General features: G+C 72.8%; 24 protein-coding genes and 1 tRNA gene. 11 read left to right on the top strand and 14 right to left on the bottom strand.

The window, feature by feature from the left end:
* Positions 1 to 61 precede the first annotated feature (61 nt).
* Complete coding sequence (locus KZ813_RS10855; protein ID WP_219755002.1) at positions 62 to 1297, top strand: DUF1996 domain-containing protein; 1236 nt, start codon at positions 62 to 64, stop codon at positions 1295 to 1297.
* A gap of 249 nt (positions 1298 to 1546) precedes the next feature.
* Here KZ813_RS10855 and KZ813_RS10850 read toward each other — a convergent pair.
* The 5 genes from KZ813_RS10850 to infA all read right to left on the bottom strand — a co-directional run bounded on the left by KZ813_RS10850 (position 1547) and on the right by infA (position 3629).
* A tRNA-Phe gene (locus tag KZ813_RS10850) sits at positions 1547 to 1622 on the bottom strand.
* Positions 1623 to 1653: 31 nt separating this feature from the next.
* On the bottom strand, positions 1654 to 1833 hold the full coding sequence (locus tag KZ813_RS10845; RefSeq protein ID WP_219755001.1) for a DNA gyrase inhibitor YacG: 180 nt from the start codon (positions 1831 to 1833) through the stop codon (positions 1654 to 1656).
* On the bottom strand, positions 1833 to 2756 hold the full coding sequence (locus KZ813_RS10840; RefSeq protein ID WP_219755000.1) for a ribonuclease E/G: 924 nt from the start codon (positions 2754 to 2756) through the stop codon (positions 1833 to 1835). Before KZ813_RS10840 ends, KZ813_RS10845 begins: the two co-directional genes overlap by 1 nt.
* Positions 2749 to 3339, bottom strand: a complete 591-nt coding sequence (locus KZ813_RS10835) for a Maf family protein (RefSeq protein ID WP_219754999.1) — start codon at positions 3337 to 3339, stop codon at positions 2749 to 2751. The genes KZ813_RS10840 and KZ813_RS10835 overlap by 8 nt, the downstream gene beginning before the upstream one ends.
* Before the next feature lie 44 nt (positions 3340 to 3383).
* Positions 3384 to 3629: a translation initiation factor IF-1 gene (gene infA, locus KZ813_RS10830; RefSeq protein ID WP_022685627.1), complete on the bottom strand. Its 246-nt coding sequence runs from the start codon at positions 3627 to 3629 to the stop codon at positions 3384 to 3386.
* A 178-nt stretch (positions 3630 to 3807) separates the two neighbouring features.
* Between infA and KZ813_RS10825 the strand changes: the two genes are divergently transcribed.
* Positions 3808 to 4347 (top strand): hypothetical protein, encoded by a 540-nt coding sequence (locus KZ813_RS10825; RefSeq protein WP_219754998.1) that lies wholly within the window; start codon positions 3808 to 3810, stop codon positions 4345 to 4347.
* A gap of 392 nt (positions 4348 to 4739) precedes the next feature.
* Here the strand turns inward: KZ813_RS10825 and KZ813_RS10820 are convergent, their stop codons facing one another.
* The 3 genes from KZ813_RS10820 to thiL all read right to left on the bottom strand — a co-directional run bounded on the left by KZ813_RS10820 (position 4740) and on the right by thiL (position 9591).
* A complete protein-coding gene (locus KZ813_RS10820) occupies positions 4740 to 6179 on the bottom strand; it encodes a DNA methyltransferase (RefSeq protein WP_219754997.1) in 1440 nt (479 codons plus the stop codon).
* A 268-nt stretch (positions 6180 to 6447) separates the two neighbouring features.
* Complete coding sequence (locus KZ813_RS10815) at positions 6448 to 8631, bottom strand: sodium-translocating pyrophosphatase (protein ID WP_219754996.1); 2184 nt, start codon at positions 8629 to 8631, stop codon at positions 6448 to 6450.
* 81 nt (positions 8632 to 8712) lie between these two features.
* Positions 8713 to 9591, bottom strand: coding sequence for a thiamine-phosphate kinase (gene thiL / locus KZ813_RS10810; RefSeq protein ID WP_219755142.1), 879 nt, complete (start codon positions 9589 to 9591; stop codon positions 8713 to 8715).
* A gap of 97 nt (positions 9592 to 9688) precedes the next feature.
* Here thiL and KZ813_RS10805 point away from each other — a divergent pair, with 97 nt between their 5' ends.
* Complete coding sequence (locus KZ813_RS10805; protein ID WP_219754995.1) at positions 9689 to 10063, top strand: hypothetical protein; 375 nt, start codon at positions 9689 to 9691, stop codon at positions 10061 to 10063.
* A gap of 51 nt (positions 10064 to 10114) precedes the next feature.
* Here KZ813_RS10805 and KZ813_RS10800 read toward each other — a convergent pair whose 3' ends face one another.
* Both KZ813_RS10800 and nusB read right to left on the bottom strand, forming a co-directional pair.
* Positions 10115 to 10303 carry a DUF4169 family protein gene (locus tag KZ813_RS10800; protein WP_219754994.1) on the bottom strand — a complete coding sequence of 63 codons (189 nt, stop codon included), beginning with the start codon at positions 10301 to 10303 and terminating at the stop codon, positions 10115 to 10117.
* Position 10304: 1 nt separating this feature from the next.
* Complete coding sequence (gene nusB / locus KZ813_RS10795) at positions 10305 to 10760, bottom strand: transcription antitermination factor NusB (protein WP_219754993.1); 456 nt, start codon at positions 10758 to 10760, stop codon at positions 10305 to 10307.
* Positions 10761 to 10913: 153 nt separating this feature from the next.
* On the opposite strand from nusB, the gene KZ813_RS10790 reads away from it, so the two are divergent.
* Entirely contained in the window at positions 10914 to 11429 is a 516-nt protein-coding gene (locus tag KZ813_RS10790; protein ID WP_219754992.1) for a YciE/YciF ferroxidase family protein, read from the top strand.
* Between the two features lie 316 nt (positions 11430 to 11745).
* A complete protein-coding gene (hrpB, locus tag KZ813_RS10785) occupies positions 11746 to 14175 on the top strand; it encodes an ATP-dependent helicase HrpB (RefSeq protein ID WP_308461858.1) in 2430 nt (809 codons plus the stop codon).
* A 55-nt stretch (positions 14176 to 14230) separates the two neighbouring features.
* Here hrpB and KZ813_RS10780 read toward each other — a convergent pair whose 3' ends face one another.
* Positions 14231 to 16867, bottom strand: coding sequence for an EAL domain-containing protein (locus KZ813_RS10780; protein WP_219754990.1), 2637 nt, complete (start codon positions 16865 to 16867; stop codon positions 14231 to 14233).
* A 304-nt stretch (positions 16868 to 17171) separates the two neighbouring features.
* Between KZ813_RS10780 and KZ813_RS10775 the strand changes: the two genes are divergently transcribed.
* A complete protein-coding gene (locus KZ813_RS10775; RefSeq protein ID WP_219754989.1) occupies positions 17172 to 18704 on the top strand; it encodes a fumarate hydratase in 1533 nt (510 codons plus the stop codon).
* Between the two features lie 70 nt (positions 18705 to 18774).
* Here KZ813_RS10775 and KZ813_RS10770 read toward each other — a convergent pair whose 3' ends face one another.
* Positions 18775 to 19347 (bottom strand): hypothetical protein, encoded by a 573-nt coding sequence (locus KZ813_RS10770; RefSeq protein ID WP_219754988.1) that lies wholly within the window; start codon positions 19345 to 19347, stop codon positions 18775 to 18777.
* A 134-nt stretch (positions 19348 to 19481) separates the two neighbouring features.
* The gene (locus KZ813_RS10765; protein WP_219754987.1) at positions 19482 to 20186 is read right to left on the bottom strand and encodes a class I SAM-dependent methyltransferase; all 705 of its coding nucleotides are present in this window, start codon (positions 20184 to 20186) and stop codon (positions 19482 to 19484) included.
* 476 nt (positions 20187 to 20662) lie between these two features.
* Here KZ813_RS10765 and rlmN point away from each other — a divergent pair, with 476 nt between their 5' ends.
* From rlmN to KZ813_RS10750, 3 genes are all read left to right on the top strand, one after another.
* Positions 20663 to 21847, top strand: a complete 1185-nt coding sequence (gene rlmN / locus KZ813_RS10760) for a dual-specificity RNA methyltransferase RlmN (protein ID WP_506344942.1) — start codon at positions 20663 to 20665, stop codon at positions 21845 to 21847.
* Positions 21840 to 22598, top strand: coding sequence for a sulfite exporter TauE/SafE family protein (locus KZ813_RS10755; protein WP_258046653.1), 759 nt, complete (start codon positions 21840 to 21842; stop codon positions 22596 to 22598). The genes rlmN and KZ813_RS10755 overlap by 8 nt, the downstream gene beginning before the upstream one ends.
* A 127-nt stretch (positions 22599 to 22725) precedes the next feature.
* The gene (locus tag KZ813_RS10750) at positions 22726 to 22965 is read left to right on the top strand and encodes a DUF6894 family protein (protein ID WP_219754985.1); all 240 of its coding nucleotides are present in this window, start codon (positions 22726 to 22728) and stop codon (positions 22963 to 22965) included.
* 185 nt (positions 22966 to 23150) lie between these two features.
* Here KZ813_RS10750 and KZ813_RS10745 read toward each other — a convergent pair whose 3' ends face one another.
* Positions 23151 to 23771, bottom strand: coding sequence for a flavin reductase family protein (locus KZ813_RS10745; protein ID WP_219754984.1), 621 nt, complete (start codon positions 23769 to 23771; stop codon positions 23151 to 23153).
* 26 nt (positions 23772 to 23797) lie between these two features.
* On the opposite strand from KZ813_RS10745, the gene KZ813_RS10740 reads away from it, so the two are divergent.
* Positions 23798 to 24490: a cytochrome b/b6 domain-containing protein gene (locus KZ813_RS10740; RefSeq protein WP_219754983.1), complete on the top strand. Its 693-nt coding sequence runs from the start codon at positions 23798 to 23800 to the stop codon at positions 24488 to 24490.
* Positions 24490 to 25245, top strand: coding sequence for a molybdopterin-dependent oxidoreductase (locus KZ813_RS10735; protein ID WP_219755140.1), 756 nt, complete (start codon positions 24490 to 24492; stop codon positions 25243 to 25245). Before KZ813_RS10740 ends, KZ813_RS10735 begins: the two co-directional genes overlap by 1 nt.
* Positions 25246 to 25284: the final 39 nt, after the last annotated feature.

Here is a 25284-nt window from a genome sequence, read left to right as displayed (position 1 = left end):
TCGGCGATCGGTTGGTCCGTCGCTGTGACTTCGTCCCAACGTCTGTCTCTTCGGGGGTTGCATGAAGAAGCTCTGGATCGTGGGCGGGGCCCTGGTGGCCGCGTCGAGTGCGTATGCGGCGACGAACACCGCCAGCGTCACGCAAGCCGCCACCAGCCTCGTCACGGTGGTCGCCGCGCCGGCCGCGACGGTGGCGACGCCCGCCAAGGTGGTGAAGCTCGCCGCCGACGGCCTCCCGGTCGACGCGATCCGCAAGACCGGCCCGTTCGGGCTCGTGCAGCAGCCGTCTTATGCGAGCAACTTCAAGGCGGACGACCTGCTCGTCCCGTCGTGGGGAACGGGTGCGATCCCGCAGTCGGGCGCGCCGGACGTGGTCGGCGCGTTCCGCTTCATCTGCATGCCAGGTCAGGTGCTCAAGGACGATCCGATCGTCTTCCCGGGCCAGCCGGGCAAGTCCCACCTCCACCAGTTCTTCGGCAACACCGGCGCCAATGCTTACTCCGATTATGGTAAGCTTCGTTTCAGCGGCGACAGCACTTGCAACAACAAGCTCAACCGCTCGGCCTATTGGGTCCCGGCGATGCTGAACGGCAAGGGCAAGGTCGTCCGCCCTGACTACGTCTCGATCTACTACAAGCGTCTTCCCGAGAGCAGCCCGGCGTGCCGGATCGAGGGCAAGGCCTGCGTCGAGATGCCGCGCGGCCTGCGCTTCGTGTTCGGCTACAACATGAGCACCGGCAAGAGCGAGAACAACTTCTACTTCAACTGCGACGGCCCGACCGCGACGCCCGGCCACTATCCGGATCTCGTCGCCGCGGCCAAGGCCTGTCCGGTGGGCAACCGCATCGGCGTGGTGATCCAGGCGCCGAGCTGCTGGAACGGGCGCCAGCTCAATTCCGGCGATCACCGCAGCCACATGGCTTTCCCGAGCTACGGCTGGGACGGCATCCTGAAATGCCCCGCGACCCACCCGTATATCGTGCCCACCTTCACGCTGGGCGCCTGGTACACGGTGGACGAGGACCTCGACACCTCGGGCGACTGGAGCGAGGGCAAGAGCACTTGGACGCTCGCCTCGGACTCCATGCCGGGCATGGCGACGCAGCGCCCCGGCAGCACCTTCCACGCCGACTGGATCGGCGCCTGGGACGACAAGGTGCTGCAGATGTGGACCGAGAACTGCATCAACAAGCTGCTCAACTGCTCGGGCGGCGACCTCGGCAACGGCCTGCAGCTGAAGATGCGCGACGACTTCACCTGGAATGCCACGCCGCGTCTCGTCGACATGCCGAAGTAAGCGGGACCATGCGGGACGGGGCTCCCCGTCCCGCACACCGCCGATCACCGCCGCGCCGTACCCGCTCCGACGAGCCGGTGCGGCGCGGTATCGCATGTCGTCGAGCGCGCAGCGCGAGGTCGTGCGCGGGCCGCGGTCGGGGGGCGCGCTACGTCTGGCAGCAGCGTCGAGGCGGCCGCCGACGCCGTATCAGGCCGCGGCGCGATCCGCCCGGCCATGATCCCGACGCGTCCTGCTGCTGTGGGGAAATGGTGCCCAAGGGCGGGATCGAACCACCGACACTACGATTTTCAGTCGTATGCTCTACCAACTGAGCTACTTGGGCGCACCGCTCGCTGAGCGGTGAGGCGCGGTCCCTAGGCGGTGTCGCGCGGCTTGTCCAGCCCCTCCAGCATCTCGTCGTCGATCGGCCGGCCGGGCAGGCGATAGCCCTCGCCGAGCCAGCGCAGCAGGTCGCGGTCCTTGCAGCCGCGGCTGCAGAAGGGGGCATGGTCGGGGTGCGCCGGGGCGGCGCAGATCGGGCAGGGCTGGGTCATCACTCGAAGATAAGGAGCCGGCCGGTGCGGCGCAGCAGCTCCTCCTGCCACGCCGGGGTCGCCAGCACGCGCGCGCGCACCGGCTCGGGCAGGCGGTGGCGCGGCGAGGCGCCCGGCGGCTCGCGCTCGATCCGGCGCAGCGCGGCGCGCGCCTCGGCGCCGACGGGATCCTCGCGCAGCCGCTCGGGCAGCGACGCGCGCGGGCGCGGGCGGACGATCTGGAGGAAGCCGAAGCCGTTGACCGCGGTGCGCTCGAACGGCGGCGGCAGCGCGGCGTCGAGCGCGGCGGCGACCGCCTGGCGCGCCGCCTTGCCGGTGACGCTGGGGAAGTCGACGCCGATCGACCCGCCGATGCCGTGGCGCCGGATCGCCCGCGCCACCGCGGTGGCGGCGCGCAGCGCGAGCGCCTCGGGCGCGTCGTCGCCGTCGACGTCGAACAGCGTCATCGCCGGGGTCGGCGACATCCGCAGCGCGCCGCCGGCGAAGGCGATCTCGCCGGTGCGCGCTTCCTCCAGCACCTCGGACCAGCCCGCCGCCTCGAGCACGTCGGCCTCGTGCGCGCGCGGCGCGATCACGGGCAGCCCGGTGGCGGCGATCCGCTCGCGCAGGCTCGCGCCCGCGGCGGGTGCGGCGTCAGTGACGCGGCCGCGCGCGCGCTTGGCGCGGCCGGGTTCGGGGATCGCCTCGCGCGTCACTTCCACTGCCAGCCGCGCGCCGAGCGTCACGCCCGCGGGCGCGCGGTCGAGCAGCAGCTCGCGCCCATCGTCGAGCACCGCGACCTGCCGCTCGCGCAGCCGCGCCGGGGCGACCGTGCCGACGCGCAGGCCGTCGGGCAGCTCGATCCGCGCGGCGAGGAGTCGCTCGCCCTCGACCAGCGCGGCGCGTGCCTCGCCGATCCCCTCCTCGTACAGCCACTCAGCCAAGCAGGACCCCCGCCGCGGCGAGCAGCGCGCGGGTCTCGAACAGCGGCAGGCCGATCACCCCCGAGTGGCTGCCGGCGAGGAAGCGCACGAACGCCTCGGCGCGGCCCTGGATAGCATAGCCGCCCGCCTTGCCGAGCCCCTCGCCGCACGCGACATAGGCGTCGATCTCCGCCTCGGACAGCGGCTTGAACGCGACGACCGTGTCGGCCAGCCGGGTGCGCGCGCGGCCGTCGGGCGCGATCACGCACACCGCGGACAGCGCGTGATGTCGCCGGCCGGCGAGCAGCCGGAGCAGCGTGCGCTGCACGTCCTGGTCGGTGGCGGGGGGCAGGATGCGACGGCCGAGCGCGATCGTGGTGTCGCCCGCGAGCACCGCCTCGCCCGCGCCGCGTGCCACCGCGCGCGCTTTCTCCTCGGCGAGGCGCGAAGCATAGGCGCGCGGCAGCTCGCGCGCGCGCGGCGTCTCGTCGATGTCGGGCGAGTCGGTCCGCGCGGGCACCACGCCGAGCCGCGCGAGCAGGTCGCGGCGGCGCGGCGAGGAGGAGGCGAGCACCAGCGGCGCGGCGCCGTCGGGCGGCGTCACGCGGTGACCGTCGGCGTCATGGTGGGGCTCGTCCGGCGCGCGGCTCAGGACGGGCCGGGGCCGCCGCGGCCGGGCATGAAGCGATAGGTGATGCGACCCTTGGTGAGGTCGTACGGGGTCAGCTCGACCAGCACCTCGTCGCCGACGAGGACGCGGATGCGGTTCTTGCGCATCTTGCCCGCGGTGTGGCCGAGGATCTCATGGTCGTTCTCGAGCCGGACGCGGAACATCGCGTTGGGCAGCAGCTCCACCACCTGCCCGCGCATCTCGAGGAGTTCTTCTTTCGCCAAACGGTGTCTCTTTCGCGCTGAGTGCGCGCGCCCTTAGCCGAGACGGCGGAGAAAGGAAAGGCGAGCGCGTGGATCGCGCGGCGACCCTCGGGCTGCGGCGCGCCCCGTATATGGACATCGCGGCGGGGTTCGGCAAGCCGGCACGGCGCGGCGTCTATCCGGCCGTCTATATTGGCGCATGGGGGCTACTACCTTCACGCTGCGCTACGAGGACCTGCTGGCGGCGGCGCGCGCGGGCGCGGCGCCGCGCGGGCAGTGGCGCGGGGCGGCCTTGATCGCGCTGCCCTGGCTCGCGCTCACCGTCGCGCTCGAACGCGGCGATCTCGGGCCGGGCGGCGCGGGCGAGCGCGGCGCGATCGCGACGGCGCTGGTGCTCGTCGCGCTCGGCTGGACCGTCGCGACGCTGCTGGTCCCGCTCGCGGCACGCCGCCGGCTGGTGCGGCGGGTCCGTCGCCGCTTCGCGCGCCAGCCCCCGACAGCGCTGCTCACCACGCTGGTCTGGTGCGAGAGTGGGCTCGTGCTGGCCTCGTCGCGCGGCACGCTGCGGCTCGGCTGGGGCGAAGTGGCTGCCGTGGAGCAGGGCGCGCTGCTGCTGTTCCGCCGGCGTGGCGGCGGGGTGCCGCCCTTCGTGCCGCTCGCGCTGCTGACGCCGACCCAGCGCGCCGAGCTGCGCGCGCTGGCGGACGGGCGGCATAGCGGTGGACGGTCGGAGCGGTGACGTGGTCGTCGATACCGCTCGTGCTCCGTGTCAGGCTGGGCGTCGCGCGTGCCGCCGGTCGCCGCCCTCCTAGCTCTGACGTCCCGCCCTCGCGACGCCTGACATCGAGATGACGGACCGCCCCGGCGGACGCCGGGGCGGTATGTGGGCAAATCTCGAACGCATCTCGCGGCAGCTCGCCGCGTCGCAGGATAGTGAACAGCGGCCGCGTTACAGTCTGATCCACCTCATCTGAACCATCAGCGTGCTCCGGCGAACGCCGGAGCCCAGGACCACCAAGGTCGCCGCCTGTGGCGCTGGGGTCCCGCCTGCGCGGGAGCACGGGGCCGCTCGGACGGGATGGGACCCTTGCCTTCCCACCTTCCCCGCCATCCCTCCCGCAGGCCGTTCCCCTACAGCAGCGAGCCCTGGCCGCCGCGCGCCTCGCGCGCGGCCTGGCGGAAGGCGGCGTCGGGGTCGACGTGCGGCAGGTCGGGGCGCTTGCCCGCCATCAGCTCGGCGAGCGTCAGGATCTGCAACCGCGCGTAGCTGCGCCCGGTCGCGCTGCTGGCGAAGCGGCCCACCGCGGCGGCCTCGCGGATCATCGGCTCGGTCGGCGCGGCGCGCGTCACGAACACGCCCGCGACCGCGCGGTCGCGCACCATCGCCGAGTGGAGCTCGCGCACCATCGCCACGCCGACCTGCTCGCCGCTCTTCACCGAGACCAGGGCGCGCTCGACGGTGCGCCCGTCGGGGCGGCAGTAGAGCAGCCCGTCGACCCCGCCGTCGGCGCCCCTGCGCCGCCCGCCCTGCGGCATCGCGCCGATCAGGAACACCACCCACCATTGATATTGGTAGCGGTCGCGCCGCGCCAGGTCCTCGGCCGAGGCGAGGTCGCGCGGCGTGCCCTCGACGGTGAAGCGCGCCTCGGGGAAGGCGGCGTGCAGCCGCTTCTCGATCAGCGCGATGGCGAGATGGGTCACGTCGATCCCGGTCCAGCGCCGCTCCAGCTTCTGCGCGGCGTGGACGGCGGTGCCGCAGCCGCAGAACGGGTCGAGCACCAGGTCGCCGGGCCGCGACGAGGCGGCGATGATCCGCTCCAGCAGCGCCACCGGCTTCTGCGTCGGATAGCCCAGTTTCTCGGCGGAGAAGGACTTGATGTTGGGCGAGTAGAGCGCGGGATCGTCCCACACGTCGTCGAGCGGCTTGCCGAGCGGGTTGCCGCCGCCGCCGCGCCGCTCATATCCCGGGGCGTGGGCGACATATTGCTTGTTGAAGGTCCAGTCGCCCGCGGGATCGCGGACATAATAGAAGATCGTGTCGTGGTTGCGCACCCAGTTGGCGGTGCGCGTCTTGAAGCCGCTCACCCAGCCCGAGCGCCACACGATCTCGCGGCGGAAAGCGTGCGGCGCGAACACGCCATCGAGCAGCAGCTTGAGGTAATGGCCCGCGGTGGGGTCACAGTGGAGATAGAGGCTGCCGCTGTCCTTCAGCACGCGGCGCAGCTCGATCAGCCGGATCGTCATCATCGCGAGATAGGCGAGCATGTCGTTCTCGCCGAGGAAGCGGCGCAGCGAGTCGAGCAGCTGGAAGGCGCTCGCATGGCCGCTCCGCGCGACCTGGTCGAAGGCGTCCGCCGCGGCGTCGTTCCAGTGCCAGCTGTCGTGGAAGGCCTCGACCTGCGCCGCGGTGCCCGCGCCGTCGGGCGCGCGGAAGAGGACATTGTAGCTGGCGTTCGAGTTGAACGGCGGGTCGAGATAGATCAGGTCGACGCTGGCGTCCGCGATCTCGCGCCGCAGCACGTCGAGATTGTCGCCGTAGTAGAGGTGGTTCGTCGGTTGGTTCGTGCCCATGCGCGCGAGCGGAGCGCGGTTGTCACGCCGGCGTCACGAGCTGGTTCGTCCGGAATGGACTGGGGCGGCGGGGCGCGGGGGAAGGAAGGCCCGATGTGGATTAATTTGGGTTGATCGGGTGGAAGATCCTCCCCGGCACGGGGAGGGGGACCGCCGCGCGTAGCGCGGTGGTGGAGGGATTCCCCACGTAGCGCAGCGCCTGCGGACGCCCCCCTCCACCACGCCTTCGGGCGCGGTCCCCCTCCCCGCGAGCGGGGAGGATCTGCCCTCAGCCGCCGCCCCCGGCCAGCGCGGCGAGCAGCAGCAGCGCGACGATGTTGGTGATCTTGATCATCGGGTTCACCGCCGGCCCGGCGGTGTCCTTGTACGGGTCGCCGACCGTGTCGCCGGTCACCGCGGCCTTGTGCGCCTCGGAACCCTTGCCGCCGTGATTGCCGTCCTCGATGTACTTCTTGGCATTGTCCCAGGCGCCCCCGCCCGAGGTCATCGACAGCGCGACGAACAGCCCCGAGACGATCACGCCGAGCAGCATCGCGCCCAGCGCCGCGAACCCGCTCGCCTGGCCGTCGACCGCGGTGACGATGAAATAGAGCGCGATCGGCGACAGCACCGGCAGCAGCGAGGGCACGATCATCTCGCGGATCGCGGCGCGCGTGACGAGGTCGACGGTGCGGCCGTAATTGGGCCGGCTCGTCCCCGCCATGATGCCGGGATTGTCGCGGAACTGCTGGCGCACCTCCTCGACCACCGCGCCCGCCGCGCGCCCCACCGCGGTCATCCCGAACGCGCCGAACAGATAGGGTAGCAGTGCGCCGAGCAGCAGCCCGACGATCACATAGGGGTTGCTGAGCGAGAAGTTGACCGACAGGTCGGGGAAATAGGTCTGCAGGTCGGTGGTGTACGCGCCGAACAGCACGAGCGCGGCGAGCCCCGCCGAGCCGATCGCATAGCCCTTGGTCACCGCCTTGGTGGTGTTGCCCACCGCGTCGAGCGCGTCGGTGCGCTCGCGCACCTCGTCCTCCAGCCCCGCCATCTCGGCGATACCGCCGGCATTGTCGGTCACCGGGCCGTAGGCGTCGAGCGCCACCACCATGCCCGCCTGCGACAGCATCGCGGTCGCGGCGAAGGCGATGCCGATGATCCCGGCGAGCTTATAGGCCGCGACCACCGCGACCACGATCACCAGCGTCGGCAGCGCGGTGGCTTCCAGGCTGATCGCCAGGCCCTGGATCACGTTGGTGCCGTGGCCTGTCTCGCTCGCCTTGGCGATCGACTTGACCGGGCGATAGTTGGTGCCGGTGTAATATTCGGTGATCCACACGATCAGCCCGGTCACCGCCAGCCCGATCAGCATCGAGAAGAACAGGTCGTAGCCGGTGAAGGCGCTGGCCGCGGGCACGCCCGCCACGCCGCTCGCCGCCTGGGTGGTGGCGCCGGCGTCGGGCACCGCGCCGCCGCCGGCGTCGAGGAAGCCCGCGCCGCCGATCACGCGGTGCATGTCGCCGAGCGTCCACTGCGTCACCACCCAGATGGCGGGGATCGACAGCAGCGCCGCGGTCCAGAAGCCCTTGTAGAGCGCGCCCATGATCGAGCCGCCGCCGAGCCGCACCATGTAGGTGCCGATGATCGAGGTGAGGATGCACACGCCGCCGACCGCGAGCGGCAGGCTCATCAGCCGCATCAGCTCGGCCGCGTCGGCCTGGATCAGCAGCGCGATCGACACCATCGTGACGCCGAGCGTGACGACATAGGTCTCGAACAGGTCGGCCGCCATGCCGGCGCAGTCGCCGACGTTGTCGCCGACATTGTCCGCGATCACCGCGGGGTTGCGCGGATCGTCCTCGGGGATGCCGGCCTCGACCTTGCCGACCAGGTCGGCGCCGACGTCGGCCGCCTTGGTGAAGATGCCCCCGCCCAGCCGCGCGAAGATCGAGATCAGCGAGGCGCCGAACGCCAGCGCGGTGAGCGCCTCGACGATCGCGCGGTCGTTGGGCAGCAGCCCCGCCGGCCCGGTGAGATACCAGAAGAACAAGGCGATCGCGAGCAGCCCCAGCCCGGCGACGAGCATCCCCGTCACCGCGCCCGAGCGGAACGCCATCGTCAGCCCGCGCTGGAGCGTGTGGCGCGCCGCCTCGGCGGTGCGGACGTTGGCGCGCACGGAGATCGTCATGCCGACGAAGCCCGCGAGGCCGGACAGGAGCGCGCCGATGACGAAGCCGACCGTCGACAGCAGGCCGAGCGTGACCGCGAGCACGACCGCGACGATCGCGCCGACCACGGCGATGGTGGTGTATTGGCGCCCGAGATAGGCCTTGGCCCCCTCCTGGATCGCGCTGGCGATATCCTGCATCCGCTCGTTGCCGGGCGACGCGGCGAGCACCTGGCGGCTGGTGACGAAGCCATAGAGTACGGCCACCAGGCCGCAGACGATGGCAAGGTAGACGATCGTCATGCCTCACATCCCTCCTTGATGCGCGCCCGGTCTGATGCCGGGAGATGTCGCGCGGGACGCGGAGGCTAACATGCGGGAACGTCAGCGCAACCCGTGCTCATACCCGAGCCGGGCAGGGGGCGGCTCGGGGGCGCCGGCGCGGGTGAGCCGCAGCCCGGCGCCGGGCTCGAAGCGGCCGACGCGGGTCGCCGGCACCGGCGGCACGAGGCCGGGCGCGGCGGCGAACAGCAGCTCGTAATCGTCGCCCGCGGCCGCCGCGGCGAGCGGGTCCGTGACGCCGCGCGCGAGCGGCACGTCGGCGAGCTCCACCGTCACCGCCACGCCGCTCGCCGCCGCCATGCGCGCCGCGTCGATCAGCAGCCCGTCCGAGACGTCCATCATCGCGGCGACCAGCGGCGCCAGCGCGCGCCCCTCGGCGAGCCGCGGCACCGGGCGGCGGTAGCGCGCGAGCAGCGCCGCGTCGCCGCGGCCCGCGCGCGCGATCGCCAGCCCCGCGCCGGCGTCGCCGATCGTGCCGGTGACCCACAGCGCGTCGCCCGCGCGCGCGCCGTCACGCGGCGGCGCGGCGGCGTCGCGCCCGATCGCGGTGAGCGTCAGCACGCGCGGCGCGCCCGCGGGCAGCGCCACCGTGTCGCCGCCCAGCACAGCGCCGCCCAGATCGCGCAGCGCGGCGTCGAGCCCGTCGAGGAAGGCGGCGTCCCAGCCGGCGTCGCGGAGCGGGTAGTTGAGCAGCACGCCCTCCACCAGCGCGCCCTTGGCGGCGAGATCGGAGTAATTGGTCGCGAGCAGCTTCCACGCCACGTCGCCGGCGGGGTCGCCGGGGAGGAAGTGGACGCCCTCCACCAAGGTGTCGGTGGTGAGCGTGTAGCCGCCCAGCGCGGCGGTATCGTCGCATAGCCCGCGCGCGCCGGGATGGAGCGGCAGGCGGCGCAGGCGCGCGAGCAGGTCGGCCTCGGTCATCGCGGCGGCATAGCCGCGCGGCCTGCCGCTGTCGCGCGGCGCGGCCACCGCGCGTTAACGACTGGGTCGTACACCGGGGTCGCGATAGGAGCTGACGATGTCGGGCGTACCGGCGGACCATGACGAGCTGCGCCGGCGGATGGCGCGTTTCCTGCCCCTGATGGACTCGACCGGCCATGCCGGCGGCGTGCTGCTGCGCGAGCGGCTCGAGTTCTCGCGCATCTTCCAGACGCACAGCCAGCGGGAGCAGCGGGAGGTCGCCGCGCGCGCCGCGGCCGAGCCCGGCTTCGCCGCGACCGCCGCGGCCTATCGCGACCGACTCGACCGGCTGCGCACCGACTATAGCGCGCACATCGCGCGCTGGACGCCCGCGGCGATCCGCGACGAAGCGGCGGCCTATCGAGGCGCGGTGGTGACGCTGCAGCGCCGCTTCCACGACCTGCTCGCCTGGGAAGAGCGCCACCTGGCGTGAGGCGGCCGCGCGACGCCGCACGCGCGCTCGCCTCCGTCACTCCTCGCGCCGTCAGTCCTCGCCCGGCCGCCCCAGTGCCGCGCCGTCGAGCGCCGCGTCCTGTCGCGCGCGCGCCTGCCGCTCGGCCAGCTTCTCCGCCTTGGTGCGGCCGTGCGCGACGCGGTTGGCCGCCGCCTGCGCCGCGTCCTCGGCGCGCTTCCGCGCCTTGCGTGCGCGGCTCAGCGAGACCAGCTCGCCCATCTCAGCCGCGCACGTCCTTGGCGATATTGTCGAGCAGCCCGTTGACGAACCCGGCCTCGCGCTTCTGGTAGAAAGCGTGCGCGACGTCGACGTAGGAGCTGATCGCCGCGCCCACCGGCACGTCGTCGCGCGCGAGCAGCTCGTAGCAGCCGGCGCGCAGGATCGCCTTCATCGGCTTGTCGAGCCGCTCCAGCGTCCAGCCGCTGCTCAGCTTGGCCTCGATCAGCCGGTCGATCTCGCCGCGGCGCGCGTCGGTGCCGGTGACCAGGTCGTCGAAGAAGTCGACGTCGGCCTCGGCATATTGCGCCTCCTCGATCTCGGCGCCGAGCCGGTGGTGGTGGAATTCGTGGAGCAGCGCGGGCAGAGCGGTGCCCTCCATCTCGCGCTGGTACAGCGCCTGGACGGCGGCGAGGCGGGCGGCGGCGCGGGCCTTGGTGCGGGCGGCGGTGCGGGACATAAGCGGCGCCCTGTACGCGCGCCGCGGCGCTTCGTCACCCCTCCGCCGCGTTTGATCTCGATCAGCGTGTTCGCGGACCGCCGCGGCGCAACGTCCGCGAGGCCCCGTCGTTCGTGCAGCATCCCCCCGACCCATTACCAGAGGAGCATCACCATGGGCCTGTTCACCAAGGACATCGCGACGCTGCACGACCTGTTCCTGCACACGCTGCAGGACATCTATTACGCCGAGAACCAGATCACCAAGGCGCTGCCCAAGATGATCGAGAAGGCGACCGCGCCCGAGCTCAAGCAGGGCTTCGAGACCCATCTGCGCGAGACCGAGGGCCAGATCGCGCGGCTGGAGCAGGCGTTCGAGGTGCTGGGCGAGAAGGCGAAGGCGGTCACCTGCCCCGCGATCGACGGCATCATCAAGGAGACCAACGAGGTCGCCGGCGACATCGCCGACAAGTCGGTGCTCGACGCGGCGCTGATCGCCTCGGCGCAGGCGGTCGAGCATTACGAGATCACGCGCTACGGCACGCTGATCGCCTGGGCCAAGCAGATGGGCCACGACCAGGTCGCGACGCTGCTGCAGGCGACGCTCGACGAGGAGAAGTCGACCGACGAGAAGCTGACGACGCTGGCCGAGAGCAAGGCCAACCAGAAGGCAGACCTCGCGACCGCGTGAGGTGACGCGGGAGCCGCCCGGGATCGGGCGGCTCGTCAGGTGCGGTATCGCCCTTCCGTCTTGTTCCCCGGCGAAAGCCGGGGCCCAGGTGGGGGACGCTGCTGAGGCACGTGACAGGAGTCACGCCCACGTCTCCGCTTGAGCCGAGGTTGACATGTGGCGACAGTCGCGCGTCACCACCGCGGCTTTCGCAGCTGGGCCCCGGCCTCCGCCGGGTCACAAGCGGCAGGAGTCAGGGGAGCGAGCTGGCGCCGGAGTACCGGCGACCTCGCCGCACCCCTTCATCCCACCCGCACACCCCGCTAGGGCGGGCGGCGTGACCCCGACGCTGCCGATCCACGCCGTCCTGCCCGCGCTGCTCGCCGCGCTGCGCGACGTGGGCGCCGCGGTGCTGGTCGCGCCGCCGGGCGCTGGCAAGACCACCGCGGTCGCCCCCGCGCTGCTCGCCGAGCCCTGGTGCAGCGGCGAGATCATCGTCACCTCGCCGCGCCGCCTCGCCGCGCGCGCCGCGGCCGAGCGGATGGCGCAGCTCGCCGGCGAGCCGGTCGGGCAGACCTTCGGCTATGCCACCCGGCTCGACACCAGGCGCTCCGCCGCCACCCGGGTCACGGTCGTCACGGAGGGCATCCTCACCGCGCGGCTCCAGGGCGACCCCGAGCTGACCGGCGTCTCGGCGCTGCTGTTCGACGAGGTGCACGAGCGCAGCCTCGACGGCGACTTCGGCCTGGCGCTCGCGCTCGACGCGCGTGCCGCGCTGCGCCCCGACCTGCGCCTGGTCGCCATGTCCGCGACGCTCGACGGCGCGCGCTTCGCCGCGCTGCTCGACGGCGCGCCGGTGGTGGAGAGCGAGGGCCGCAGCTACCCGCTCGAGCTGCGCCACCTCGGCCGCGCCGCCGAGGCGCGGGTCGAGGACTCGATGGCGGCCGCGATCCGCGAGGCGCTGCGCGAGGAGCAGGGCGGCGTGCTCGCCTTCCTGCCGGGCGTCGCCGAGATCGAGCGCACCGCCGAGCGCCTCGGCGACCTGCCTGGGGTGCGACTCCACCGCCTCCACGGCAGCCTCGACCCGGCCGCGCAACGCGCCGCGATCCGCGCCGAGCCCGACGGCGCGCGCAAAATGGTGCTCGCCACCAGCATCGCCGAGACGAGCCTCACGCTCGACGGCATCCGCGTGGTGGTCGACAGCGGCGTGGCGCGGCGCCCGCGCTACGACCGCGCCGCGGGCATGACTCGGCTGGTCACCGAGCGCGCCAGCCAGGCCGCGGCGACGCAGCGCGCGGGCCGCGCCGCGCGCCAGGGGCCGGGGTTGGCCTATCGCCTGTGGGAAGCGGCGGCGACCGCCGGCATGCCCCGCTTCGACCCGCCCGAGATCCTCGAGGCCGACCTGTCGGCGCTCGTGCTCGCCTGTGCGCTGTGGGGGGTGAGCGACCCGCGTGACCTGCGCTGGCTCGACCCCCCGCCCGAGGCCGCGGTGGCGGAAGCGCGCGCGCGGCTCGCCGCGCTGGGCGCGCTCGACGCCGACTCGCGGCCCACCGCGCACGGGCGCGCGATCGCGGCGCTGCCGATGCCGCCGCGGCTGGCGCACATGCTGCTCGCCGCGCCCGACCCGCGCCGCGCCGCCGAGGTGGCGGTGCTGCTCCAGGAGCGCGGGCTGGGCGGGCCGGACGCCGACCTCGAGCTGCGGTGGCGGCGCTGGCGCGGCGACCGCTCGCCCAAGGCGGAGAGCGCGCGCGGGCTGGCGCGGCGCTGGGCCGGTCTGGTGAGACGCGGCGCGGACGAGGGCGCGCCCGACTCGATCGGCGCCTGTGTCGCGCTCGGCTTCCCCGATCGCGTGGCGCGGCGGCGCGACGCGAGCGGCGAGCGCTGGGTGTCCGCCGGCGGGCGCGGGTTCAAGCTCGACCCGACGTCGCCGCTCGCCGGCGCCGAGTGGCTCGCGGTGGCGGAGACGCAGGGCATGGCGGCGGGGGCGCGCATCCTCGCCGCCGCGCCGATCCTCGCCGCCGAGGTGGAGGCGCTGTTCGCGGACCGGATCGAGACGCGCCGCACCGCCGACTTCGACCCCGCCACCGGCGCGGTGCAGCCGCTGCGCGAGCGCCGGCTCGGCGCGATCCGGCTGTCGAGCGGGCCCGACAGCGGCGCCGACCCGACGGTGATCGCGGCGGCGCTGGTGGAGGGGGTTCGCGCGCAGGGGCTGGCACTCCTGCCCTGGTCGCGCGCGGCCGAGACGCTGCGCACGCGCGCGGCCTATGCCGGGGTGCCGCTCGACGACGCGACGCTGCTGGCGCGGCTCGACGACTGGCTGCCCGCGCTGGTCGAGGGCAAGCGCCGGCTCGACTCGATCGCGCCGGGCGCGCTGGTGGAGGCGCTGCGCGGGCTGCTCGGCTGGGACTCGCTGCGCGCGATCGACCGAGTCGCGCCGGCGGACTTCACCAGCCCGGCGGGCTCGACCCACGCGATCGACTATGGCGCCGAGGCGGGGCCGACGGTGGAGCTGCGCGTCCAGGCGCTGTTCGGGCTCGACCAGCACCCGGTGGTGGGGGCGGAGCGAGTCCCGCTGGTGCTGTCGCTGACCTCGCCCGCGGGCCGCCCGATCCAGACGACGCGCGACCTGCCGGGTTTCTGGCGCGGCAGCTGGCACGCGGTGGCCAAGGAGATGCGGGGCCGCTACCCACGCCACCCCTGGCCCGACGATCCGGCGAGCGCGGCCGCGACGCTGCGGACGAAGAACGCCGACGCGCGGCGTGGCTGACGCGTTCGGCGCGGCGACTCCTCACCGCCCAGCCCCGCCCCACCCCGCCCTCGGCTCACGCGGCGCGGCGCGGCGCCGGCTGGTTGAGCCGATCCAGGTCGAACGCCGCCGCGAATTCCAGCCCGGCGCGTCCCTCGTCGTCGACCCAGCGGATCGTCGCCGCCAGCGCCAAGCCGTCCTCCAGCTCGAGCGCCACCGGATAGCCGATCGCGGCCGCGGGCAGGTCGACGCCGTCGACCATCGCGCCCGCCGCGGAGATGTTGCGCACGCGCACCTCGGCGCGCTCGCCCGCCAGCTCGATCCGCGCCGAGCGCAGCACGCGGTGGCGCGCGGCGCGGCTGGTCTTGTGCCCGATCGGCACCGCATAGCCTTCCGCCGCGGCGAGCTGGGCGCGCACGTCGTCGGCGCGCGCCGGTCGGCCGTAGACATAGCCCTGGATGTGGCTGCACCCCAGGCCGCGGATCAGCACGATCTCGTCCTGCTGCTCCACCCCCTCGGCGGTGGTCTCCATCCCGAGCGTCTCGGCCAGGCTGACGATCGCGCGGATGATCGCGGCGTTGCGGTTGCCCGGCTGGATCGCGCCGCGCACGAAGCTCTGGTCGATCTTGATCTTGTCGAACGGCGCCTTGCGCAGGTAGCCGAGGCTGGAATAGCCGGTGCCGAAATCGTCGAGCGCGAGCCGCACCCCCAGCGCCTTGAGCGCGCGGAACATGCGCTCCGACGAGGCATCCTCGTTGAGGAACACGCCCTCGGTGATCTCCAGCTCCAACCGCGCCGGCGCCAGCCCCGAGGCGGCGAGCGCGCGGGTCACCAGCGCGGGCAGCTGGGGATTGGCGAACTGGATCGGGGAGACGTTGACCGCGACCCGGACATGGTCGGGCCAGGACGCGGCCTCGGCACAGGCGGTCTCGAGCACCCAGGCGCCGATCGCCTCGATCAGCCCGCATTCCTCCGCCACCGGGATGAACTCGGCGGGGCTGACCGGCCCGCGCTGCGGATGGTCCCAGCGCACCAGCGCCTCATAGCCCATGATGCGCGTGTCCGCGGTCGACACCACCGGCTGATAGGCGAGGTGGAACTGCCCCGCGGCGAGCGCCTGGCGCAGGTCGTCCTCCAGGCGCTTGCGGTTCTGCGCGCCGTGCAGCAGCTCCTCGCGGTAGAAGCGGTGGACGCCGCGCCCGTCCGCCTTCGCCGCGTAGAGCGCGAGGTCGGCGTTGCGCACCAGCTCCTCCTGCGCCGCGCCGTCGGCGGGCGCGATCGCGACGCCGACCGAGCAGCCGATCGACAGCGTCGAGCGGTCGATGTGATAGGGTAGCGACAGCGCCGCGATCACGCGCTGCGCCAGCGCGGCGAGCCGGTCGCGGTCGCCCTCGTTGGGCACGATCACCTTGAACTCGTCGCCGCCGAGCCGCCCGACCAGGCCGGCGTCGCCGATGGTGCGCTGCAGCCGCTGCGCCACCTCCTTGAGCAATTCGTCGCCGACCTGATGGCCGAGCGTGTCGTTCACCGCCTTGAAGCGGTCGAGGTCGAGCAGGAACAGGCCCGTCGGATGGGTGCCGCCCGCCTGGGCCTGCGCCAGCGTCTGCTCGAGCGCGAGCCGCATGCGCTGGCGGTTGGCGATGCCGGTGAGCGCGTCGAACAGGGCGAGCCGCTTGATCTCCGCCTCGGCGCGGCGCTGCTCGGTGAGGTCGGAGCCGGCGCCGATGAAGCCCTGGAAGCGATCGAGGTCGTCGCGCGCGGGGCGGCCCGAGATCGACCACCAGCGTTCCGCGCCGCTGCCCCCCGCGGCCGGGCGGACCGAGTAATCGGTGAAGGAGGTGCGCGACGACAGATGGAAGCTCAGCGTGCGCTCGGTCTCGACCCAGGCCGAGTCGACGCGGAACACGTCGGTGAGCGGCGCGCCGATCGGCTCGATGCCGAGCGCGCGCAGCTCGCGCGCGACCTTGTCGGAGAGATAGGTGAGCCGGCCGCGCCGGTCGCTCTGCCAGAACCAGCCGGTCCCGTGCGCCTCATATTCGGCGACGAGGCGGCTGTCGCGGCGCTCGATCTCGCGGCGCGCACGGCGTTCCCCCAGCGCGCGCTGCCGGACGAGCGCGGCGCGCGTCACCGCGAGCGCGACGAGCGCGGCGGCGCCGAGCGCGAGCGCGGCGGGCAGCGGCGCGGCGCCGGTGAGCGCGAGCGCGGCGAGCGCCAGCGTCGCCACCAGCGCGAGCGTGGCGGCGCGCAGCGGCTGGAGCGCCAGCGCCAGCGCCACGGTCGCGGCGCCCCCCGCCACCGCCGCGGCGGGGTGCAGCGCGCGCGGCAGCGCCGCGGCGGCCTCGGCGCCGAGCGCGAGCGAGAGCGCGATCGCGCTGGCGCCCGCGGCGATCGTCGCGAGGCGCCATTGGGTCGGGCTCGCGGCGGCGCGCGGGTGCGCCGCGACCGCCCAGCAGCCGAGCGCGAGCAGGACGGCGGGGGCGGTGCGCCACGCCAGCGCGGTCGCGGCAGGCGTGCCGAGCGCGAGCAGCACCAGCGCGAGCGGCGCGAGCAGCAGCACCGCGGCGGCGGCGGGCCATAGCGCGGCGCTGGCGGCGAGCGCGGCGCGACGCGACTCCTCGACCAGCGCGTCCGACGCGGGCGCGAGCCCCAGTGCCTCGACGAGCGCGCGCGCGCCGCCGGACGGCTCCTCTCGGTCGGTGGCGGGCGGTCGCATGACACTGCCCTAGCTCGACAACCTTGCTTATTCCTTTGCGCCGCGCGGAGGGGGGCGAACCGTCTCGACGATCCGAGAGTGCCATCATCTGCCCGCCGCCTCGCGCATGCTTGGCACCCTCGATCAGATCGGAGGTCGGCTCTCGAGTTTCGGGGGTCTCCAGCGAGATCGACGTCCGCCCGATCCTCCCATGCAGGGGAGGATTCATCATACCCGTCGTATGTCCATGACGCCCCGGGGCTCCCCCGGTGCGCCCAGCTCCCGCCAGTTGCCCCGCTATCGGCACCGTCGTACAGCCGCGCGCATGACGACGATCCGCGAAGCCGACCTGATCGAGAGCGTGGCCGACGCGCTCCAGTACATCAGTTACTATCACCCGATGGACTACATCCGCGCGCTGGGCGACGCCTATGCCGCGGAGCAGAGCCCCGCCGCCAAGGACGCGATGGCGCAGATCCTCACCAACAGCCGGATGTGCGCCGAGGGGCATCGCCCGATCTGCCAGGACACCGGGATCGTCACCGTCTTCGTGAAATGGGGCCAGGACTGCCGGCTGGAGAGCCAGCGCTCGCTCCAGGAGGTCGTCGACGAGGGTGTGCGCCGCGCGTACCTCCACCCCGAGAACAAGCTGCGCGCCTCGATCCTGGCCGACCCGGCCTTCACCCGCCGCAACACGCGCGACAACACGCCCAGCGTGCTCCACGTCGAGATGGTGCCGGGAGACAGGGTGCACATCGACGTCGCGGCCAAGGGGGGCGGCAGCGAGAACAAGTCCAAGTTCAAGATGATGAACCCGAGCGACTCGATCGTCGACTGGGTGCTGGAGATGCTGCCGCAGATGGGCGCCGGCTGGTGCCCCCCGGGCATGCTCGGCATCGGCATCGGCGGCACCGCGGAGAAAGCGATGGTGCTCGCCAAGGAATCGCTGATGGGGCAGATCGACATGGCGCAGCTCAAGGCGCGCGGGCCGAGGAACGACCTGGAGGCGCTGCGGATCGAGCTGTTCGACAAGGTCAACGCGCTCGGCATCGGCGCGCAGGGGCTGGGCGGGCTCTCGACCATCCTCGACGTCAAGATCCTCGACTGGCCGACCCACGCCGCCTCCAAGCCGGTGGCGATGATCCCGAACTGCGCCGCGACCCGCCACGCGCATCTCACGCTCGACGGCTCGGGCCCGGTGTACCTCGAGCCGCCCAGGCTCGCCGACTGGCCCCAGGTCGACTGGCAGCCCGACAGCGCCGCGATCCGCGTCGACCTCGACGCGCTCACCCCCGAGGTGGTGCAGAGCTGGAAGCACGGCGACCGGCTGCTGCTCAACGGCAAGATGCTCACCGGGCGCGACGCCGCGCACAAGCGCATCGCCGACATGCTCGCGCGCGGCGAGGAGCTGCCGGTCGCGTTCAAGGGCCGCGTGATCTATTATGTCGGCCCGGTCGATCCGGTCGGCGAGGAAGTGGTCGGCCCCGCCGGCCCGACGACCGCGACGCGGATGGACAAGTTCACGCGCATGATGCTCGAGCAGGGGCTGCTCGCGATGGTCGGCAAGGCCGAGCGCGGTCCCGCGGCGACCGAGGCGATCCGCGACCATAGGAGCGCCTACCTCATGGCGGTGGGCGGTGCCGCCTATCTCGTGGCGCGCGCGATCAAGGGCAGCAAGGTGGTGGGCTTCGCGGACCTCGGGATGGAGGCGATCTACGAGTTCGAGGTGAGCGACTTCCCCGTCACTGTCGCGGTCGACGCGGAAGGACAGAACGTCCACCAGCTGGCGCCCCTAGTGTGGCGCGAGAAGATCGCGCGCGCCAGGGAAGCGGACGGGGGATTGCTCCAGCCGGCGTGAGGGGAGGTCGCGGGCGGCGAGCGATGCCGGATCGCCTCGCTACCTCCGGCTGCTCGCCGTCACGCCCGCGCTAGCGCCGCTTGAACGATCCCCGCGTCCACGCCTGGTGCGCGGGCGCGACGATCGCGGCGCAGATCTGGACGATCGCGGCGCTCCACGCCGCCAGGAAGACCGCGATCCAGATATGATCGCCGCGCGTCACACCCAGCAGCGCGACGCTCTTCGTCACCACGCCGCCGATGACCAGCGGCAGACTGAGTGCCAGCGTGGCCATGACCAACAGCGTCCAGCGGTGCCCTTCGAAGTCCTTCATCACCCCGCGCGCCAACCCGGTGCCGCTGACGCTCGCGGCGAGCATGGCGATCATGCCGGCGACCAGCGCGACGCGCTCTCCGCCGCTGAGATAGAGCGTGTCCGCTCCACGCGAGCCGGCGCTCGCGTGATGGGAGATGGCGAGTAGATATTGCAGCGGCACGAGGACGAAGCCGTACAGCATGAAGGCCAGCAGCGTAGCGACGCAGCTCTGGTCCAGTCGCCTGGTCCGCGCGGGATATGTCCGCACGATCCTGTCACGCCGGGCAGCCAGCGCCGCCAGCCAAAGATAAGTGCGCTGCATCATCGCGACATGGTCCTCCAGCCTCATCCGCCGCCCGCCTGCGGAACGGAAGGGTGACATAGTGGGTACGGCAGTGCAACCGCGATCGTCGACACGCTCGCTGGAGACGCGCGCGACGGCCGCTGCCGCCCGGGTTCAGTCGCCAGGGTCACTCGTCCGGCTCAGGCGCGCCGGAACAGCGCCGCCTCGCCCGCGCCCGCGGTAACGCGCCAGCCCTCCGCCTCCAGCGCGTCGCGGTGGCGCGGGGTGACGTAGAGCAGGCGGACGTCGCGCCCGGGCGGCAGCGCCGCCAGTCGCCGCGCCACCGCGCGGATGATCGCCGCCTCGAACGGGTTGAACAGGTAGACGACGAGATCGCCGTCGGGCAGCGCCACCGCGGTGGCGTCGCCGAGCAGCGCGGTCGCGCGCGGGTCGCCGCGGCGCGCGAGGTTGCGGGTCGCGACGGCGTGGAGCTCGGCGGCGAACTCCACCCCGGTGATCGCGCGGAAGGGATAGTCGCAGGCGAGCAGCAGCGCGCGCCCCTTGCCCGAGCCGAGGTCGAGGAAGTGGAAGCGCGCCAGGTCGCCGTCGAGCAGCGCCATCGCCGACGCGAAGACGTCGGGGTCGGAGGCGACGTGGTCGATGCCGTGGCGCGCGTTGGGGCTGTCGATCGCGAGCGTGTAGAGCCGCTGGACGCCGCCGGTGTCGCTGCCGTGCGCGGCATCATAGGCGGCGTCGCGCGCGGCCTTGGCGGCGAGATAGTCGCCGAGCCCCGGGTCGGGCCGCGCGCGCCGCAGCAGCCGCCGCGCCGCCTCGATCGGCCCCTCGTCGGCTACGATCGCACCCAGCCGCCGCGCCGCCTGGCCCCATCGTGCGAGCCTGCCCATGCGCGCTTCCCTCTCACCTGTGCCAGATATGAGAAGAGGTTGCCGGACCCCGCCGAAGCGGCGCCCGACAACCCCTAAACATGGTCAGCGGCCGGAGAGCTCCAGCCCGGGAGACCATGCAGGCCTCCGACAGACCGATCTACCTCGTTGTCTGGGGGAGGATACCCCCCGAGGCAGACCGCACCGTCAGAAGCGCGTCCCCCGAACGAACTGAACCGACCCCATTGCTGAACCATGAGACATCGGATCACCTCCTTTCGCTGGTTGATAACGAGCGCGGCCCTCGCGAACCGCAGGATCAATGTGAGCCGCGCGCGACTCGGATACAAGTCTTGTGTTGCGGGACGGAATGTACGATTCTCGCACGCTCGGCCGCGGCCCTTCCGGTGAACGAGGGGGCGTCGCGCCACGCCGAACTGGATATTCGCGCCGACATCGCCTATGTGCGCGCGATGCTGACAGAGCCGGCCGCCCCCATGCCCATCCCCGGGCACATCGATCCCGTGCCCGTGCCGCGCGCCGTCGCGGCGCGCCCGGATGGCCGGGTCGACCTGATCGGCCTCTCCAAGGACCAGCTGCGCGAGACGCTCGCCGCCGCGGGGCTGGAGCCGCGCCAGGCCAAGTTGCGCGCCAAGCAGATCTGGCACTGGATCTACAACCGCGGCGCCACCGACTTCGCGCTGATGACGGACATCGCCAAGGCGCAGCATCCGTGGCTGACCGAGCGCTTCGTGATCGGCCGGCCCGAGGTGGTCGAGGCGCAGGTCTCCAGCGACGGCACGCGCAAGTGGCTGCTGCGCTCGCCCGACGGGCAGGATTACGAGGCGGTGTTCATCCCCGACGCCGACCGCGGCACGCTCTGCGTCTCGAGCCAGGTCGGCTGCACGCTCAACTGCACCTTCTGCCACACCGGGACGATGCGGCTGGTGCGCAACCTGACCGCGGGCGAGATCGTCGGCCAGGTGATGCTGGCGCGCGACTCGCTCGGCGAGTGGCCCAGCCAACCCGAGGGACGCATGCTCACCAACATCGTGATGATGGGCATGGGCGAGCCGCTCTACAATTTCGACGCGGTGCGCGACGCGCTCAAGCTGGTGATGGACGGCGACGGCCTGGCGCTGAGCAAGCGGCGGATCACGCTCTCCACCTCGGGGGTGGTGCCGATGATGGCGCGCGCGGGCGAGGAGATCGGGGTCAACCTCGCGGTGTCGCTCCACGCGGTGACCAAGGAGGTGCGCGACGAGATCGTGCCGCTCAACCGCAAATACGGTATCGAGCAGTTGCTCCAGGCCTGCGCCGACTATCCCGGCGCCAACAACGCGCGCCGCATCACGTTTGAATATGTAATGCTGAAGGACAAGAACGACTCCGACGCGGAGGCGCACGAGTTGGTGCGGCTGCTGCGCCACTATCAGCTGCCCGCCAAGGTGAACCTGATCCCGTTCAACCCCTGGCCCGGCGCGGCCTATGAGACGTCGACGCCCGAGCGCGTGCGCCGCTTCAGCGAGATCATCTTCGAGGGGGGCATCTCGGCGCCGGTGCGCACCCCGCGCGGGCGCGACATCGACGCCGCCTGCGGCCAGCTCAAGACCGCGGCCGAGCGGAAGAGCCGCGCCGAGCTCGATCGCATCGCCGCCGAGAAGCAGGCGGCGCTTGGCTGATCTCGGTGCGATCGCGCTGGCGGCGGGTGCCGGCGCGGTCGGCGGCGCGATGAACGCGCTGGCGGGGGGCGGCACCTTCGCGACGCTGCCCGCGCTGCTCGGGCTCGGCCTGCCCGCCAACGTCGCCAACGCCACCTCCAACGTCGCGCTGCTGCCCGGCGCGGGCGCGAGCGTCTGGGGCTTCCGCGACGAGCTCGGCCCGGTGGCGGGCGTGTCGCTGCGCCGGCTGGCGGGCGTCACCTTCCTCGCCGGGCTGGTCGGCAGCGCGCTGCTGGTGGTGACGCCCAGCCGCGCCTTCGACCTGATCGTGCCCTGGCTGCTGCTGGTCGCGCTGGTCGCGATCGTGCTCGGCCCCGCTGGCGCCTCGTGGCTGGCGGCGCGGGTCACGATCGGGCGCCGCAGCCTGTTCGTCGCCCAGGCCCTGCTCGGCACCTATGGCGGCTATTTCGGCGGCGGCGTCGGGATCATGATGACCGCCACCTACGGCCTGCTCGCCGGCGCCACCCCGCGCGCGATGTTCGCGCCGCGCACCGCGATGCTGGCGACCGCGAACGGCGCGGCGGCGCTGGTGTTCATCGCGACCGGGCTGGTGCGCTGGGAGGCGGGCGCGCCGATGCTGCTCGGCGGCATCCTCGGCGGCTGGGCCGGCGCGGGGGTGGGCAAGAGGCTGCCCGCGCGCGCGGTGCGCGGCTGGACGATCCTGGTCACCGCCGCCACCACCGCGGTGTTCTTCTGGCGCGCCTATGGCTGAGCCCGGCGCATCGCTCACGATCGGACGATCGGCGCGAAGCGGGCGAGAGAAACGGTCCGCCTCCTAATCTCCGTTGAGGACCCTTGATCGCGGTCGCGGCTAGCCGTCGCGGCGAAGGGAGCCGCCGATGCCGCGCTATTATCTCAACGTCCGCGACGGCGTCTCGCACCCGGACACCGAGGGCCAGGAGTTCGCCGCGATCGACGACGCGCGCGCCGCGACGGTGCGCTTCGCCGCCGACGTGATGCGCGACGAGGCGGGTCCGCTGCTGCGCGGCGAGGACTGGCGCGTCGAGTTGGTCGACGCCGACGGCAGGCTGCTGTTCTCGGTGATCGTCGCGACGGTGGCGAGCGCGCTGGCGGCCTAGCAGTAATCCTCCCCGCTCGCGGGGAGGTGGCAGCGCGCAGCGCTGATGGGAGGGGGCTCCCCGCGCACGCTGCGGGACATGGGAACGCTCGCGATTCCCGTCTGCCGTACCGCCCGCGGCTACCCCCCTCCACCAGCCTTCGGCTGGTCCCCCTCGCCGTGCCGCTAAGGCGTTCGTGTACCCCTTCAGCCCGTCGGCCGCTCCAGCCGGAACAGCTGCTCCGCGGTGATCTCGAAATAATCGGCCGGGCCGCCGCCGCGCGTGATCGGGCGCGCGCGCGCGGTCTGGTAGACGCCGTCCTCGAGCAGCGCGCGGTCGAGGTGGATCGCCACCGCCTCGCCCAGCACCAGCCACGACGGCAGCCGATCGCCCCCGCGCGCCTCGAGCTGCACCAATTGGGTGACGACGCACTCGAACTGCACCGGGCTGGCCGCCACGCGCGGCGGGCGCACCTTGGCCGCGGGCAGCGTCTCCAGGCCCGCCAGCGCGAACTCGTCGGCCTCGGGCGGGGCGGCGACCGAGGAGGCGTTCATCGCCTCGGCGAGGTCGCGCGTCGCCAGGTTCCACACGAACTCGCCGGTGTCGCGCGCGTTGGCCAGCGAGTCCTTGGCGCCCACCGAGCAGAACCCCACGATCGGTGGCTTGTAGTTGAAGAGGTTGAAGAAGCTGTACGGCGCCAGGTTGCGCACGCCGTCGCGCGACACGGTGCTGATCCAGCCGATCGGGCGCGGCGCGACGATCGCGTTGAGCGGGTCGTGGCGCAGGCCGTGGCCCGCGGCGGGCTCGTAGAAATGCCATTCGGTCATGCGCTGACCTCTGCTAGGATGGGCGCATGGGTGCAACCGCCATTCGCCGCCACCGGCTCGCCACGCGACTGTGGCACTGGCTCAACGCGGTCGCGGTGATCGTGCTGATCGGCTCGGGGCTGGGCATCTCCAACGCGCACCCCCGGCTCTACTGGGGGCGCTACGGCGCCAATTTCGACCATGCCTGGGCCGAGCTGCCGCGCTTCCCCGCGTGGCTGACCATCCCGGCCAATTATAATCTCGCGATCTCGCGCCGTTGGCACCTCTTATTCGCGCTGGTCCTGGCCTTCTCGCTGCTCGGCTACATGATCGTGAGCCTGCTCAACCGCCACTTCCAGCGCGACCTGCGGCTGCGCCGCCGCGACCTCGCGCCCGGGCACATCGCCGCCGACGTGCGCGCGCACCTCGACCTGCGCTTCCACGATCCCGAGGCCCCGGGCGAGTATAACGTGCTGCAGAAGCTGAGCTACGTGTCGGTCGTCTTCGTGCTGCTGCCGCTGGTGATCCTCACCGGGCTGGCGCTGTCGCCGGGGATGGACGCGGCCTGGCCGTGGCTGCTCGAGCTGTTCGGCGGGCGCCAGTCGGCGCGCTCGCTCCACTTCCTCGCGATGGCGGGGCTTGCGCTGTTCACCGTGGTGCATCTGACGCTGGTGATCCTCGCCGGGGTCGGCAACGAGCTGCGCTCGATGATCACCGGCTGGTGGCGGGTGCCCGAGTGATGTGGCGTCGGCGCCAGCTGCTCGCGCGCGGCGCGGCCGGGGGGAGCGCGCTGCTGCTCGGCGCGTGCGACCGCGTCATCCAGCGGCCGGAGGTCCGCACCATCCTGTTCAAGGGCGAGGACATCCATCGCGGGCTGCAGCGCGCTCTGTTCGACCGCGGCGCGCTCGCGCCCGAGTTCCGTTCCGATCAGATGTCGCCGCGCTTCCGCACCAACGGCACGCGCGACCCCGGCACCGACGCTTATGCCAGCCTGCGCGCCGGGCGGTTCGCCGACTGGCGGCTGGCGGTCGACGGGCTGGTGGGGCGCCCGCTCGCGCTGTCGCTGAGCGACCTCGGTGCCTTCCCCCAGCGCGCGCAGATCACGCGCCACGACTGCGTCGAGGGGTGGAGCGCGATCGGCAAGTGGCAGGGGCCGCGGCTCGGCGACGTGCTCCGCGCCGCGGGGCTGAGCGACCGCGCGCGCTACCTCGTCTTCACCTGCGCCGACTATTACGGCGGCGCCCCCTATTACGAGTCGATCGACCTGGTGGACGCTTTCCACCCGCAGACGATCCTCGCCTGGGCGATGAACGACCGCTTCCTCGACGTCGGCCACGGCGCGCCGCTGCGGCTGCGGGTCGAGCGCCAGCTCGGCTACAAGCAGGCCAAATTTCTGATGCGGGTCACCGCGGTGGAGTCGCTCGCGGGCGTCGGCAAGGGCCGCGGCGGCTATTGGGAAGACAATGTCGACTACGACTGGTGGGCGGGGATCTGAGCGGGTGAGGTGAAACAATCCTCCCCGGCACGGGAAGGG

The organism is Sphingomonas folli (assembly GCF_019429525.1).
Taxonomy (GTDB): Bacteria; Pseudomonadota; Alphaproteobacteria; order Sphingomonadales; family Sphingomonadaceae; genus Sphingomonas; species Sphingomonas folii.
This window is presented reverse-complemented; position numbering and strand designations above follow the sequence as displayed.